Consider the following 15,726-nt stretch of genomic DNA (forward strand, 5'->3'; position numbering starts at 1 on the left):
ACCGGCTCCCGATTTGAGGCCATGTTAACTTCACAGGAGTTGCCCCATGGTTAAAATGTCCGGAGTCTATCAAGGTCACAAACACAGTGAAATCAAACACGGCCCATCCGGTGCCGCGCTGGAAACTGACGCCCCTAAAGACAACAATGGCAAAGGTGAATCATTTTCTCCGACCGATCTTGTGGGTGCCGCCATGGGCAGCTGCATGATGACGGTGATGGCGATTGCCGCTGACAAAGACGGTGTGGAACTTAAAGGCGCCCGCTTTGAAGTGGAAAAAGAAATGGGTGTGAACCCGCGCCGTATCGTGAAGCTGAACGTCGTCTTGCACATGCCTCAAAGCATCCCGCACGACTACAGAAAAAAACTGGAACAAATCGCCATGACCTGCCCGGTGAAACAAAGCGTTCACCCGGACATGCAGGTTCCGGTTTTGTTCCATTATGACATCTAGTTATTTCACCAGAACAGAAACCTCGGCCACTTTGCTGTCTCCTTCATAAAGCACAAAGTGGTGACGGCCCAGTGAAGGCGACCACAGATAAGAATCGGTCGCCTTTATTTTTTTATCCTCGTTGATTTTCCAGTAAAGATCTTTCTTTAAAGAATTTTCCACCAGCAGCGGCATCTTCTGATTTCCCGCGGGGATCGCCGGGTCCAGCGCCAGCACCATACCGTCTTGAGGATACAAAATGCGCGCCCCCGGATAAGCTTCAGGCATGGACTCTTTGACGGGAACGGCTTCAGCCATTCTGGCTTCTGAAGGATAGTGATCCTGCAACCAGATCATGGTGCGTTTCCAGATCGGGGCGGCGCCACTGACGCCCATCACATTCCACATGGGTTCCCCGCTGAAGTTTCCAACCCACACACCGACGGTGAAACGGTCATTCATGCCCACACACCAGTTGTCGCGCATGTCTTTGCTGGTTCCGGTTTTCACTGCCGCTCCGGGCAAGGCCAATGCCGAATCCAGACCAAACCCCAAAGCGCGGTTCTGATTGTCTGCCAGAATTTCTTTCACTTCGCGCGCACTGGAAGCTTCAAACACTTCCGTGGCTTCGGCAATTTCCTGATAAGGTTCAAATTTTAACGACGACAAGAATCCATCCTGTGCCAAGGTTCGATAACCTTGCGCCAGATCTTCCAAGGTCACGTCCGCCACCCCCAGCGCCAAGGCGGGGCCATAGTGTTCGGGTTCTTCAAGATCTCTGAAATTAAGTGCCTTTAATTTTCCCCAGAAAGATTCGTCATTCAAAAGCTTAAATGCTTTCACCGCGGGGACATTCAGCGAAGATCCCAAAGCCGTCTTCACCATCACCCAGCCATAGAACTGGCGGTCGTGGTTCTGGGGTTTGTAAACCCCGCGGTCAAAGACGATATCCACAGCGGAATCCTCAAGCCAGGATTCGGCTTTCAAAAGTTTCTTTTCAAATGCCGTGGCATACAAAAATGGTTTTAGAGTTGAGCCCGCCTGCCTTAAGGATTGCACCCCGTCGACATAAGGGGCACTGGACAGATCCCCGGATCCCCCGACATAGGCAAAGACTTCACCGGTGCGGTTTTCAATCACAATCACCGCGGCATCATTTACATTCTGCGCCTGCAGTCTGCGAATCTGGGAGGTGATCTGTTCCTGGATATAGCTTTGCAGATCACGATCCAGGGTTGTCTGAATCTGCCCACGTCGGCCATCTTTGGAAAACCGCTGCGCCAGGTGCAAAGCCTGCTGATTCTGTGAAATCATTTTCTGCGGCTGGATGCGGCTGATGCTGTCTTTGAAAGTCGCACAAAGATCCGGTTCCTGCCAGCAGGCGCGCTTTTCCCACTGGGCTGTTTCAGAGTTTGGTGAACGAATCAGGACAGACAAGAGTGTCGCATCCACACGGGAAAGATCCGCCGCACTTTTTCCAAACATCATCCACGACGCCGCGTTCACCCCGCGCAGTTCACCGCGGAAGCTGACCAGATTCAGATAGCTTTCCAGAATTTGTTCTTTGCTCCATTGGCTTTCAAGCTTGAGGGCCGCCAAAGACTGGCGCATTTTTCCGGACAGCCCCCGCCAGGTTCTTTTATCGGGATGAAGCAGCTTCACAAGCTGCATGGTGATGGTGCTGGCCCCGCGCGGAGAATCCTTCACACTGCGCTGGTACACCGAAGCCGCCATCGCCACCGGATCCACACCCCAGTGACGGAAGAAGTTTTTATCCTCGGATTTTAATAATGCCGTGGTCATGGCCGGAGCAATATCCTTATGATCCGCCCACAGCAATGTGCGCTCTTTCAGATCCTGGCGCCACTGATGCAAAGGTTTGCCATGACGGTCCACCAGAAAAAGATCAGAACTGACATAGGACTTTTTCACCGACTCATAGACTGGCAGTGACGGCACCGTGCTGGCAAACAGGGCTACACCGGCCACGCCACCCAGCAACCCGGTCCCTGCAAGTGCCCAGATCAGTTTCTTTCTCATTGCACGCTCCATACGGATTCTGGCAATTCAGCAAACAGATCGGGGCTGTACATGGCTTCCACTCGTGGAGCTGGCAGCACATAGGTTCCTGACTGGTTGATGCGCAGGGTGTATTCCATCACCTGTTCTTCTTGCGGGAACCAGGAATGGTAGAAACGAATCAGTTCAGCCTTTCTTTCAACCGAAGTGGCATAAGAAGCCTGAATCACACTGGCGCCGGTTGGAATAGGATCTTCCACCACCACCCATGTCTGAGGTGCCTTGGCTTTGACCTTCAACTGCACCTTGGCGATATCACCCACACTCCAGCGGCCTTTTTCTTTCTGTTCAACTGCTGTGATGATTTTTTCGACGTTAAACCCGGCGAAGACCGCTTTGCTCACCGGGACAGCGGCTTTGACTGAAACCGTGATCCACGGACGACCCGCACCCTGCTGATCCATTTTCAGCTCGGCTTTGTCCTGGCGCCAAGGAAGACTCAAGGAACCAGAACTTCCCTTGGACCAAGCGTACTTTTCGGACGCGCCGGCAAGCTCGGCCACGAAGGTGCCTTCGACTTTTTCTTTGCCATAGTGTTCTTGCAGGCGTCTCATCACGATCGCGCCCCAGGCGTTGTCCGAGGTCAGGGCCCAAGCCCCTTCCTGTTGAAGAGACCAAGCCCCCTGATAAAGGCGAGGAATGTCAGACTGCCACTGTGGAAGCTTCATCATGGTCAGAATCAAACGCAAGACCGAGCTTTCTGAATCACGCATCAGCCATGGCATGGATTCCAAACGCTCGTCTTTAAACTGCAAACGTTTGGCCGAGAAATAAAACCTGTTGCGCAAAATGGATTCAATGTCCTTCAAAGTTTGTTCGCGCCCCGGGACATCTTTTTCCCACAGGTGAATCTGATACCATTCAATCAATGTGTACATCGGCCACTGATTCGGTGAATACTCCACCGCCGGGATGGTGGCGACATTCAAACGGCGATAGCGGGACAGAGTTTCCATAACTGTGATCTTTTTAAGAACACTGTCGGCGCGGTCGGCTTCATGGCTTTCCCGCAAGCGGCCTTCTGCATAAGCATTCATCGCATCCAGCATGCGGTTTTCATGTTCATCGCTGAAAGTGAAGCCTGCTTCATGCGCGATATTCAATACATAAGCCGTCAGATTGACACTTCCGGAAACGGCATTACCGGGGAAGTAGCGCAGCAGCCCGTTGCCATCCAAATAGGTATCAAGCTTTTCTTCAAGCTTCTGCCAGGCCTTCTTGTCATTCAAGGACACGGTTCTTGAAACCTGCTGTTCAAGACATGAATACACATAGTTCTTCCAGAATTCGCGAATGCCCTCCGTGGAACCACCCAATGAACTGTTCAACTCAACAACGATCGAGCTTTTGGCAGGATCCGCCCCGCCAGGCTGTTGCAAAGAAAGCTTCTTGAAATCAGGCCAGTTGCCAAATTCGCTTTGATAAATTCTTGCCACTCGCACCGGAAGAATCTGCTGGGTCTTTTTGATCTCATCCACTGCGCGACCGTCAGCCGTGCGTGCACTTAAGATGTACTCCAGTTGGGAAGCCCCGGCCGGAACTTTTATTTTCCAGAAGATCTCTTTGGCTTCACCCGCCGCCAAACGCAGCGCCTGCGCCGGATGCGTCCCCGCATTTGGCGTGACGGCCAGATTCAAATTCAGATCCTGAACTTTGTCCGAGGCGTTTCTGACCGTGAAGCCTGCCTGAAATTCATCGCTGTCACGAACCACCGAAGACAGCCCCGGCATGATCATGACGTCCTGAGACGACTGAATGGATGTCCAGCCCGTGCCGAACTGACCGTGTCCCTGCAGGGCCACCGCCACAATGCGGAAGCTGGTGGTGGAATCATTCAGTTTAATATCCACTTTCGCCTCCCCTTTGGCGTTCAGTTGCACGCTCGGGTTCCAGTACAGCAAAGTATCAAACAGCTCGCGGCGAAGCCCCCCGGCACCGTCACCGCCGACAGGAACGGCTTTTAAACCAAAGTGACGACGACCCACCACTTGGGTTTGCGAGGTCGCGGTCTGCACCGTGTGCGGGCGCAAACGCATCATCGACGACAGCAGATCCCAGGAATCATTGTCACGCAAAGCCAGCAGTCCTTCATCCACCGCCACCAAAGCCACTTCTGCTTTGGATGCCGGGCGCCCCTGACTGTCCTTCACGCTGATTGTGACTTGGGATTTCTGACGTGCACTGTAAGTCTTTTTGTCCGTAGCCACCGCGACTTTCAAAGTGTTTTCTTTCCAGCCCACTTTGATCTGCGCAAGACCCAGTTTGTAAGCGGGCTTGGCCAAGTCCACCAAAGCGGTTGGTTTTGGATCAGCCAGTCGTCCCCGGATCGCAAAGGCCGACACCACCACATTCGGAGCGTACTCCTTTTTGATCGGAACACGAATCACCGGACTGTCACCGCTGACGTCGATAACTTCTGAATGCAAAATGCCATCACGCTCGACGGTCACCAGAACTTTGGCTTGCGGGAATGGCGTGCGCAGCTGGAACTCGGCTGTTTCGCCCGGTTCATAGGTTTTCTTAAATGGAATCAGATCGGCACGGTCATTGTCTTCAGATCCAAACCACTGATTTTCACCGGGACGAATAATCCATTGAGTGACATTGCTGTAGCTTGCGCGGCCTTGGGTATCTTTTCCCGACACCACGGCAATCACGGACCCGGAGACCTTGGTTTTTCCCTTGCACAGGAACTGTCCGCTTGCATCCGTAACCCCGCGACAAAGCTCGCCCACCTTTTTGTATTCACGGAAATCTTCATAGGCATAGAAGCCACCCACCAAACGCTTACGATGAGTGTAATAACGACTGGTATACAGATCGACCTGAACATTCTGATTTTTCAGCGGGCGCTGCTGCAGATCCAGGGCGACCACGTCAAATTCGACCTTATCCGGGGTTGCGGACCAGCCGCGGGATTTCATCCCCAGAACCAAAGATGAAGACCACAGGGGGAATGTGCGGCTCAGGGATTGAATTTCGCCATTCGGGTCTTTGTATTCAATTTCAGTGCGCAGATTCTGCGGAGCTGCTGCATACTTAATTCCCGAGATGGATTCCTGGGCCACGCCTTGTTTGTTCAGCTTGAAATCACGCGTGCCACTTTGTGGGACGTGACGCTGAATCTCTTCTTCCCCTTGGCGGAACAGACCTTCACTGACAGCACCGTTGGCGAAAGCATATTCCTGGAAGTCTTCGTTTTGTGGCGAGAAATATCCGGGCTCAACGTTCCAGCGCATCTTCACTGGCAATTCCCCGGTAGGGCCACCGGCAAAATAAGTCCCTGACACCTGCACGGGAATGTTCTTTTCCTGCACATAAACAGGTTTTGTTCCATCCAGTCTTACCTGCATTAAAGGCACACGGAAGTTTTCAACTGCCACGTCGCCGATTGCAATGCTCATGGCTGGTGTGTCTTTTTCCAAGGTCAGGGTCCAACGACCCAGCTTCGCACCCGCCGGCACCGGCCAGGTTAAAAGAGCCACCCCGGTTTGTTTGTTCCAGGTCAGGGGCAATTTGAAAGTCTGAAGGCCCGAATCATGGGCCACCGTCAGACGGGTCGGCCATTCATTCCCTGCCGGTAAAGAGAAGCCAGCAAGGCTGGTCTTACGCAGAACGATCTTTGCTGAAAGCCTTTCTTCCGGCTTTAGCAAAGTGCGGTCCAAAACCGCGTGGCCCAGCCATGGGGAATCCGTGTCACCTGAACGAATCTGGAAGCGCCAGGATTCAATCCCCTTATCCCAACTGGTGTGCGTGAAACTGAAGTCCTCGCCTTTTTCCGCCATGGCAAAGAAGCCACCATAGAAACTGCTTTGCGGATCAGTCGCCCAATCATCAACAGGTTTTGCGAACTTAAATGAAGCCCAGCCCCGCGCATCCGTGGTCGCGCTGGAAATAACATTTCCGGCGTTATCAAAGATGGACACCTTAGCGCCCGCGACCACTTTAGTGGTTTTAAGCTCTGTCACCCACACCCAGGCTTCGTTGCGAGTGTGCTTAACATGCACGGACATATTCGTCACAAGCCCTGCCGAGCGCACATAAAAAGGTTTCTTCTGATCCAGAAGGTTTTGCCCCAAGAGCGGGCTTTTCATTTCCACCACATAGAAACCCGCAGCCTTCAAAGGAATTCCCACGACCTCAAGGTCCGTGGCTTTGGCTGGCTTATCGACTTTGATCTTCTGCGTGGTTTTTCCCTGCCAGCTTTTCATGGCTTCTTCGCCGTAAGAATTGCGCATCACCTCGCCCAGCGCTTTGATGACGGACTTAAAGTCATTGGCCTTCAATTGCCCCGTCCAGCCTGCAAACTGAGTGTCCACAGACTTTTCCACGCGACGCAAAGTCACAGCCATCGCGGCTCCAGGACCGGATTCGATCACCCCGAAGGTGGAGGCAAACTTAAGCAGCGACGGGTCGTCCCCTGTTTTTACTTTCAACGGGAACTGAGATTGATTGGACAAAAGACGGTCATCCTCGTCCTTCATTTTTGCCGGAATCACAACGGTGTACTGGCTATTGGCGGCAAAAGGCCCCTTGAATTCCAAATAACTGACAGTGTCTTTGCTCCCTGAGGCTGCATCCAGATTCGTGGCTTTGATTTTCTTCCCGTCGGCGGACTGGATATAAATTTCTTGCGCCAGCTTCGCCGAAAATGCGGACGAAGAATTCAGGCGCATCCCCATCAAGGGAACACAAGGGCGGTTCGCAGCTTCACGATCACAGTTGAAAGACAGTTTAAATGACTCACGCACATTGAATTCATAAACTTCATCTTCTTTCGAAGCATACCCCGAAGGTGACTGCACTGCTTTCGACCACACCAGACTGACCCGTGCCCCTGCGGGGAATGGGCGCTGTGCCTTCAGAACGACATAGTCCCCTTTGAACAATTCTTTTTCGTACTTGTATTCGCTTTCTGCCGCCTGATAAGTCTTCGTGGCTTCACCACCGGTGATGACTTGTACCGGAACACGATCCCCCAGTCCTTCAATCACAAAGTAAACACCCGCAGCCAGGGATTCGGTTTTTACTGCAGAATCAACAAAGACCACAAAGCTCTGCTCGGGATCCACATTGCGGTATGTTTGCGGGAAGATGTTCTTAATATGCGGTCCGCCGGTGTTGAAACTAAAAGTCTGACCTTGGACTTTCACTTCACAAGATTGCCCGCCGGCCATTGGCTCGGTGAAATCAAACACCCAGTTCTTGGTGTCGATCCAGCGGCCTTGTCCTTTTTTGACGTCAAAGCAAGAGCTCTGCACTGGTGAATCCAGTTTGATCTCGCCAAATCTGACCATCGGTTGATTGAATTCAACCCGCACTTGCTCGACAGATTTTACAAACCCCTGTGGCGTGAAGGTTTGCACCTGCACTTTTTGCTGAGCAAAAGACACCGTGGTTAGAAGAGAGAAAAACAAACTGATCATAGATGACTCCTTCTGGCCTCTTAAGCTTGTCTGTGGCTTTCATTCAGGTCACTGGTTGATGCCCTATGCCGACGTTCTCAAAGGGCTTTCATTCTCAAAACTGGACTTAGTTCCGTATTCGTTCTCATCTCAAAATCACAAGGCAGAGACGTAAGATTTTCTCTATGAGGTGATTAGTTTTTATCTATTGGTGAGCTCACACAAAACCATGAGAAAATGGTGGTTAGTAAAGGGAGGTCACTATGACGACTCTTGAAACCAGAGCTATTTTGGCTCCGAAAATTCGTTTAGGACGTGTGGTAATTTATTTCTATCTGACCACATTCATCGTGGTCGGTATTATTGCTTATCTGGCGAATGGCTGATGACATCAATAAGGGGATCAGTGACAATATTCAGCACAATACTGAAAGGGGATCCCTATGAAGAAAATGTTGCTTGTCAGTTTGTTGGCCGTTGCGATGACTTCTTGTATGCATAAATCCAAGAAGGCGGAAGCTCCAGCCCCTGCTGATTCCACTCCAACCCCGACGGCGACAGCCGCTCCGCAAAAAGCCCAGGCCGTTCTGAAAACCACCAAAGGTTCCAAACTGAAAGGCATCATTCACTTCACCGAAGGTGATGGCGAAATGAAAATCGAAACCATGGTTGAAGGAATCAAACCAGGTCCTCACGGATTCCATATCCATGAAAAAGGCGATTGCTCTGCTGCAGACTTTTCTTCAGCCGGTGGCCACTTCAATCCGACCAAGGGATCTCACGCAGGTCACGACGGTCATGGACGCCATGTGGGTGACATGGGAAATCTGATTGCCGACAACAAGTCCAAAGCCATCACAACTCTGGTGATCAAAGGCATGACCATGAAGCCAGGTGTGGAAAGCATCATCGGTAAAGCCGTGGTTATTCACGCGGACAAGGATGATTTGAAATCCCAACCGGCAGGAAACTCTGGTGCGCGTATTGCTTGTGGAGTGATTCAGGCCCTTTAATCAAGGGCCCGAAAGAACGGGTGAAGGCTTAAACGGCCTTCACCTTCTGGAAGATTCGTCCGAAGATGCTTTCACCTTGAGCGTTGAACATTTCCATCTCAACGGTGTCGCCGGACTTCATAAATGGCGTTTTGATCGCACCTGTCTCGATTTGTTCAATCATGCGTTTTTCCGCCAGACAGCTTGAACCATTGGCATGATCTTCATTGGAAACAGTTCCACTGCCGATCACAGAACCAGCCGCCAGGTTGCGGGTTTTTGCCGCGTGGGCAATCAACTGACCAAAGTGGAAGTGCATGGCGCCCGCATTGGCTTTACCAAAGAATTCACCATTGTATTTCACGTTCAGCGGCAGATGAATGCGCCCGTCTTTCAGTGCTTCACCCAGCTCATCTGCAGTCACTGCAAATGGCGCCAAAGCCGATGCCGGCTTGCTTTGGAAAAAGCCAAAACCAGAGGCCAGTTCTTCAGGGATCAGGCCGCGCAAAGACACGTCGTTGATCAGAACATACAAACGGATGTACTTTAGAGCTTCATCAGGCGTCACACCCATCGGCACGAAATCAGTCACCACACCCACTTCACCCTCAAAATCCGTCCCGTGCGCGAAATCACGCTGAGGGATGTCTTCTGTTGGCGCCAGAAACTGGCCGCATTCGCCCTGATACATCAGGGGAACGGTGCTCAAAGTCTCTGGCAGCGGAGCTTTGCGCGCCATGCGCACAAGCTTGATGTGATAGATAAAAGCAGAACCATCAGCAAATAACCACGTGCGCGGAAGCGCGGAGTGGAAATCACCTTCTTTAACGGCAAAAGCACCGGTCGCTTTGCCCGCATTCAGATCGTCAGAAAGTTTCTTCAGGGAAGCTTCTTTCTCGGACCATTTTTCCATCGCCTCACGCAGGGAAGATGCAATCGCTGTGGCTTTCACCGCAGTCTTCAGATCGCGGCTGATCACACACAATTCACCATCCATACCCTGAGACGATTTAAGAGAACCTAATTTCACGTCGTATCCTATTTCAAAAAATCTTAGTCAAAAGTGATCTGCAAGTTCGCGCCCACTGCGCGGTAGTTTTTCAGACCGTCAGCTGCATCACCGCTGGCAGTTTCATAATACAAAGTCGCGCCCAATTGCGGGGCAAATTTGAAGCTTGCGCCGAAGATGATCGGAGTCAGTGGAGATTTAACATCGTTCACTTTGCCGACTTCAGCATCGCTGTCCAGGTTCAGACCCAAAGAAACACCGGCAAACACGCCCGCGTATTCTTCAAATTTGTACATAAGAGCCACCGGAACATCCAGATAGTTCATGCTGATCTTGTTTTCATCACCTGTTGCATCGGTTTCTACAACCACCGGTCTTTGAGTGTAAAGCAGACCTGTGCGCATGTGCCATGCACCGGAAATCGGGAAATGAGCTGTTGCCCCGAACTGGAAACCCATTTGGGATTTTACAGAAGCCAGATCAGAATCCACTTCACCGGACTGCTGACGAATACCCACTTCCAAACCATAATCAATATCTGCCATCGCAACGGATGACATCATACCCAAAGCCGCCATCACTGTTAGAGCCAACTTTTTCATTTTAATCCTCCTAAAGGCTTTCATTGAAGCCCTCAAATAGTCCCATAATTTGAATTACTTATCAAAACACCACACAGCATTTAGTGCCATCTCGTTTATAACCTTATCCAGCGACACCTCGCTGTGCTCCAAAGCCAGGTGGTGTGCTTCAACGGTTCCACGAGCGGCCAAAACAATCAGCACCAATGGAAGCAGCACACGCCACAAGGTTTCAAACTTCGACCCGGCCTGCGGGGAATACTCGTCTTTCCACTCCCCGAACTTAAGGCTTTTCACCAGCATGTATCCAAGGCTGAACAAAAGAACTGTGATGATACAGAAGATCCAGGACTGGTTCTGCGGCAAGGACTGGAACTGTTCCAGCCAGCTTTGCATGTTCCAGGAATTGTAATCTGCAAAGCGCATGCGCTTTCCGTACTTTGCGAAATGGAAGAAGTCCACAAACGTCAGCGCACAGATCAGGAACCAGACAACCGTGAAATATGCCTTATAGAACAAAAACCCGGCGCGCGGCCATTTCTGCAAAACCGCCTGAATCATCACCAGGAAATAAAGCGGGATAAAAAGAAAACCAAAAATCAAAAGATCAAAACGAAAGCCGGCCAGGAAGGACTGGGCAATTTCAACAAACGCCGCATCCGGAGTCGCATGAAACACTGACAAGAAATAGAGATTCAGTCGGAACAAGGTCATGAAAACGATCATGGCAAACGCCAAAACTGCCATTTTCAAAAACACTTTAGAAGAAAAACGCAGAGAAAAGATAAAGCGATTGGGCATCGAAAAGTCCTTTGACTGAAAATCAAAAGCAGAATGAAATGTGAGGCTCAATAGGAGTCAGTATATGTCCTCGATAGTACTTTACAACTATTTTCGAAGTTCCACTTCGTACCGTGTTCGCCTGGCTTTGCACCACAAGGGTCTGGCCTTTGAATACAAGCCCATCAATCTGCTGAAGAGCGAACAACTGACCCCCGAATACAAAGCCATCAATCCTCTGGGCGGCGTTCCCACCCTGGTTCACGACGGCAAGATCATCCCGGAATCGTTTGCCATCATCGAATACCTGGATGAGGTCTTCCCACAAACCCCACTGATGCCGAAAGATGCTTACAAGCGTGCCCGCATCCGCCAAGTGTGCGAGGTGATTAATTCCTTCATGCACCCGATGGCCAATTTGAAAACCCTGAAGTATCTGACCGGCAAACACGGCTACGATCAGGACCAGAAAGACGAATGGGCCCAGCACTGGATCTATCAGGGACTTGAAGTTCTTGAAACAACCCTGAAAGAATTCTCGGGAACTTACAGCTTCGGTGATGAAATCACCATGGCCGATGTCTTCCTAATCCCGCAGCTTTTAACATCTCAACGCTACAAAGCCGACATCACCAAATTCCCAACCTTGGTAAAGATCAACAACAACTGCCTGAAGCTGGAAGCCTTCCAAAAGGCTCACCCCTTCAAACAAATCGACACCCCAGACGAATTCAAAAAATAAATCCCCCCATTTGGGGGCAAGGGGCAAAGCCCCAAAAAAAGGGCGACGCCGAAGGCCAGCCCTCCCTCCTCCCCGCAAAACCAGGCTGTTCAAAACGGTTCAAGCGCAAGGCGGAGGGGTCCCTTCGAAGCGGAGGCGTGCTCCAAGCACGTCGGAGCGAAGGAGGTCCCCCGAACAACGCAGTCGATTGGGCCGTTTTCAACAGCCCGTCTTAATTATGATGAATAAAGAGGAAGTTCCATTTGTCGATGACTGGAATGATGATGAACACCAGCATCGAAACGTTGAGCCACATAAAGAAGGCCAACCAACGTTCGGTCCCATTGGACTTATAGTATCGATAGAATTCTTGCAGAACCTTGAACACAAACGGGAATGTCAGAAGTACGAACATCCAGCTGGCGTGAACGAACATCGGCGCCGCCAAAGCCACACCCACATACACGAAGGTGTAAAGACCGACCTGGAACATGGTTTTTTCCATCCCCAAAGCCACCGGCAAGGTTGGAATACCTCCGGCCGCATAGTCATCCTTGTAACGGATCGCCAGCACCCAGAAGTGCGGCATCTGCCACAGGAACATGATCAGGAACAGATACAAAGATTCAGAGTTGAAAATATCCGGATTTGCCACCGCGTAACCGATGGTCACTGGCAAAGCGCCCGGGATCGCACCCGGAACGGCTGCAAACACCCAACGGCGTTTCCACCACAAAGTGTAAGGACCGTTGTAAAGGAAGACGCAGAACAAACCCACCCAGCCGGCCACTGGCTCCAGCTTGAACAGAATGTTCAAACCCACCAGCAACAGACCAACAGAAAGAATGCCCGCCGCTGCCGGTTTGATTTTACCGGAAGGGATCGGACGCTTGGCTGTACGGGGCATTTTTTGATCAAGCTTCCAGTCCTGCACCTGATTCAGGGCCAGCGAACCGGAACTGAGGAAGTAAATCCCCAGCAGAGCTTCAAGGAAGATTTTCCAATCAAAGGGATTTTCAATCTGGAAACCAGTGGCATAGCCGGCCAGTCCCGCAAGGACTGAGAAAACGACTATGCCAAACTTGGTAAGATCTGCGTATAAACGTAACACGATGATCTTATAGTGGGCTGACTTCTAGTACGCGTGTCGCGATATCCATAGCACAAATCACGAAAAGCAGCGCCAGGAAGAAGAAGCCGGAAGCAAATACGAAACGGTTGATTTTGGTGTCATCTTTCAAGTGCATGAACCAAAGACACACAAGAGTCGCTTTCACCAAAGCAATCAGGAACGCCACCGGCGCCGCCAAAGCACCCAGATTTGCTCTGAAGTGGTGGGCGATGATTGTCAGGAAAGTCAGACCGAACAACGCCATGGCAACTTTGAAGTAAGTTGCCAGTGGAGTGATGTGCGGATGAAGAACATTCGGGTTGTTGTCGTTATGTTGAGCCATTTGTTACCCCACCAAATAAAGAAGAGGGAATAGGAAGATCCAGATCAAGTCGACGATGTGCCAGAACAAACCAACACCTTCAACAACGATCCAGTACTGACTGTGGAAATCACCGCGGATAGTGCGGATCAAACACCAAGTGATCAGACCCATACCCAACAATACGTGGATACCGTGCAGACCTGTCATTACGTAGTAGAAGCCGAAGTACAAACCAAGGTTTGCGTGCTCTGCGCCCACTTTCGCGACATCCAGGAATTTACCCGGGAACAGACCCAGGTGGAATTTATGCTGGTATTCGAAGTACTTGATCACCATGAAGATCGCGCCGCAAAGAACTGTCGTTGCCAGGGCAAGGACCGCTTTTTTCTGCTCGTTCTTCTGGATGAAGGAAATCGAGATCGCCATTGTGAAGGACGAGAAGATCAGAACCAGGGTGTTCACGAAACCCATCTTCCAATCTAGGGAAGATGCGCCTTCAGCGAACATCGCTGGATACATGTTGTGATAGATAGCATACCCAACAAAGATCGCACCGAACATCAGGATCTCTGTCAGCATGAACAACCAGATACCCTCTTTACCAGAGGAATACTGTTGCTCAGCCGTTTTAAAGTGGTGAGCTACGTGTGCTGTGTGAGCGCCGTGAACTGTATTATCTGTACTCATAAGGCCCCGCTGTTACTACTGGTTCAACACTGAAGTTGTCGTGTGGAGGTGGAGAGGACGTCTGCCATTCCAAAGTTTTGGAGCCCCAAGGATTCATCGGAGCTTTTTCACCCTTCATCAGACCCTGAACGATCGTGTACAGACCAACCAGGAAGCCGATAAGGATCAACCAGGAACCCACTGTGGAGATCTTGTTCAGATTCTCGTAAGCCGGGATGTAATCGAAGTAACGACGTGGCATACCCATCGCGCCCAGGATGAACTGAGGGAAGAAGGTCACGTTGAAACCGATGAAGATGAACACGAAGGAAATACGAGCTGTGGTTTCGTTGTACATCTTGCCGAACATTTTCGGGAACCAGTAGTAGTAACCACCCATCAACGCCATCAAAGTACCACCCACCATCACGTAGTGGAAGTGAGCTACCACGAAGTAAGTGTCATGGAAGTGAACGTCGATTGGAAGTGTAGCCAACATAACCCCTGTCACACCACCGATGGCGAACAGGAACATGAAGCCCAGGGCGTACAACATCGGAGAACGGAATTCCACAGAACCTTTGTAGAACGTCGCAACCCAGTTGAACATCTTGATCGCTGTCGGAACCCCAACCAGCATTGTCAGGAAAGAGAACACGATACCGGTAGTTTCAGACTGACCGGATACGAACATGTGGTGACCCCAAACGAAGAAGGACACCGCCGCGATACCCAAAGAAGAGTATGCAATCGCCGTGTAACCGAAGATGACTTTTTTGGAGAAGGTCGTGATCAGCTCAGAGATGATACCCATTGCCGGGATGATCATGATGTAAACCGCAGGGTGAGAGTAGAACCAGAAGAAGTGCTGGAACAATACCGGGTCACCACCCAGTTTAGGATCGAAGATACCGATACCCAGGAATCTTTCCACTGCCAAAAGAAGCAATGTGATACCCAGAACCGGAGTCGCCAACATCTGAAGGATCGCTGTGGCATACAAAGACCAGATGAACAAAGGCATACGGTGCATGGTCATGCCCGGAGCTCTTAGCTTGTGCACGGTCACGATGAAGTTCAGACCTGTCAGGATGGAGGACATACCCATGATGAAGGCTGCCAGAACCATCATCGCCGTCGCTGTACCCGTTCTGATAGAATATGGAGTGTAGAACGTCCAACCCGTGTCGATCTTAGTAGTGAAGAAAGTTGCAATCGCCAGGATCGCACCCGCCATGAAGCAGTACCAGCTCAGCAGGTTGATTCTTGGGAAGGCCACGTCTTTCGCGCCGATTTGCAAAGGCAGGAAGAAGTTACCCAGGATCGCCGGGATACCAGGAACGATAACCATGAAGACCATGATCGCCCCGTGATACGTCATCACCTGATTGTAAACGTCACCGTTTGCCAGGATCTGACCCACGTTCGGAGCCGCATTCGGAGCAAAAAGCTCCAAACGAAGCAACAAAGCCATGATTCCACCGATAAGGAAGAAGAACATAACAGTGATGAAGTACATCAAACCGATACGTTTATGATCGACAGTAGTCAGCCAGGACCAGATGCCTTTTTCAAAATTGATATAGTTGTCGCCGTGAGCTTTAGTGTTCGCCATGCTCAACTC

At 50.9% G+C, this 15,726-nt stretch carries 13 protein-coding genes; 4 read left to right on the forward strand and 9 right to left on the reverse strand.

Annotated elements, in window-relative coordinates:
* Positions 1-46: 46 nt before the first annotated feature.
* Positions 47-454 carry an OsmC family protein gene (locus tag AC04MQ_RS01750; protein ID WP_015089489.1) on the forward strand — a complete coding sequence of 136 codons (408 nt, stop codon included), beginning with the start codon at positions 47-49 and terminating at the stop codon, positions 452-454.
* Here AC04MQ_RS01750 and pbpC read toward each other — a convergent pair whose 3' ends face one another.
* Positions 455-2,473 carry a penicillin-binding protein 1C gene (gene pbpC, locus AC04MQ_RS01755; protein WP_148278661.1) on the reverse strand — a complete coding sequence of 673 codons (2,019 nt, stop codon included), beginning with the start codon at positions 2,471-2,473 and terminating at the stop codon, positions 455-457.
* A complete protein-coding gene (locus tag AC04MQ_RS01760; RefSeq protein WP_475390786.1) occupies positions 2,470-7,938 on the reverse strand; it encodes an alpha-2-macroglobulin family protein in 5,469 nt (1,822 codons plus the stop codon). The genes pbpC and AC04MQ_RS01760 overlap by 4 nt, the downstream gene beginning before the upstream one ends.
* A 242-nt stretch (positions 7,939-8,180) precedes the next feature.
* Between AC04MQ_RS01760 and AC04MQ_RS01765 the strand changes: the two genes are divergently transcribed.
* Together AC04MQ_RS01765 and AC04MQ_RS01770 are read left to right on the forward strand one after the other, a co-directional pair.
* Positions 8,181-8,303, forward strand: coding sequence for a hypothetical protein (locus AC04MQ_RS01765; RefSeq protein WP_015089486.1), 123 nt, complete (start codon positions 8,181-8,183; stop codon positions 8,301-8,303).
* 57 nt (positions 8,304-8,360) lie between these two features.
* Positions 8,361-8,930 carry a superoxide dismutase family protein gene (locus AC04MQ_RS01770; RefSeq protein WP_015089485.1) on the forward strand — a complete coding sequence of 190 codons (570 nt, stop codon included), beginning with the start codon at positions 8,361-8,363 and terminating at the stop codon, positions 8,928-8,930.
* Positions 8,931-8,958: 28 nt separating this feature from the next.
* On the opposite strand, the gene AC04MQ_RS01775 is transcribed toward AC04MQ_RS01770, so the two are convergent.
* The 3 genes from AC04MQ_RS01775 to AC04MQ_RS01785 are packed head-to-tail and all read right to left on the reverse strand — an operon-like array spanning position 8,959 to position 11,246.
* A complete protein-coding gene (locus tag AC04MQ_RS01775) occupies positions 8,959-9,939 on the reverse strand; it encodes a fumarylacetoacetate hydrolase family protein (RefSeq protein WP_041576822.1) in 981 nt (326 codons plus the stop codon).
* A gap of 23 nt (positions 9,940-9,962) precedes the next feature.
* On the reverse strand, positions 9,963-10,520 hold the full coding sequence (locus tag AC04MQ_RS01780) for a porin family protein (protein ID WP_235046222.1): 558 nt from the start codon (positions 10,518-10,520) through the stop codon (positions 9,963-9,965).
* Between the two features lie 54 nt (positions 10,521-10,574).
* On the reverse strand, positions 10,575-11,246 hold the full coding sequence (locus tag AC04MQ_RS01785) for an LTA synthase family protein (RefSeq protein ID WP_235046330.1): 672 nt from the start codon (positions 11,244-11,246) through the stop codon (positions 10,575-10,577).
* Between the two features lie 118 nt (positions 11,247-11,364).
* Here AC04MQ_RS01785 and maiA point away from each other — a divergent pair, with 118 nt between their 5' ends.
* A complete protein-coding gene (gene maiA / locus AC04MQ_RS01790; RefSeq protein WP_015089481.1) occupies positions 11,365-12,021 on the forward strand; it encodes a maleylacetoacetate isomerase in 657 nt (218 codons plus the stop codon).
* Between the two features lie 211 nt (positions 12,022-12,232).
* Here the strand turns inward: maiA and AC04MQ_RS01795 are convergent, their stop codons facing one another.
* The 4 genes from AC04MQ_RS01795 to ctaD are packed head-to-tail and all read right to left on the reverse strand — an operon-like array spanning position 12,233 to position 15,717.
* Positions 12,233-13,111 (reverse strand): protoheme IX farnesyltransferase, encoded by an 879-nt coding sequence (locus AC04MQ_RS01795; protein WP_015089480.1) that lies wholly within the window; start codon positions 13,109-13,111, stop codon positions 12,233-12,235.
* Between the two features lie 7 nt (positions 13,112-13,118).
* The gene (locus tag AC04MQ_RS01800) at positions 13,119-13,454 is read right to left on the reverse strand and encodes a cytochrome C oxidase subunit IV family protein (RefSeq protein ID WP_015089479.1); all 336 of its coding nucleotides are present in this window, start codon (positions 13,452-13,454) and stop codon (positions 13,119-13,121) included.
* Positions 13,455-13,457: 3 nt separating this feature from the next.
* Entirely contained in the window at positions 13,458-14,123 is a 666-nt protein-coding gene (locus AC04MQ_RS01805) for a cytochrome c oxidase subunit 3 family protein (protein WP_015089478.1), read from the reverse strand.
* Positions 14,110-15,717: a cytochrome c oxidase subunit I gene (gene ctaD, locus AC04MQ_RS01810; protein WP_015089477.1), complete on the reverse strand. Its 1,608-nt coding sequence runs from the start codon at positions 15,715-15,717 to the stop codon at positions 14,110-14,112. Before ctaD ends, AC04MQ_RS01805 begins: the two co-directional genes overlap by 14 nt.
* Between the last annotated feature and the right edge of the window lie 9 nt (positions 15,718-15,726).

It is taken from the genome of Bdellovibrio sp. MYbb2 (assembly GCF_056175685.1).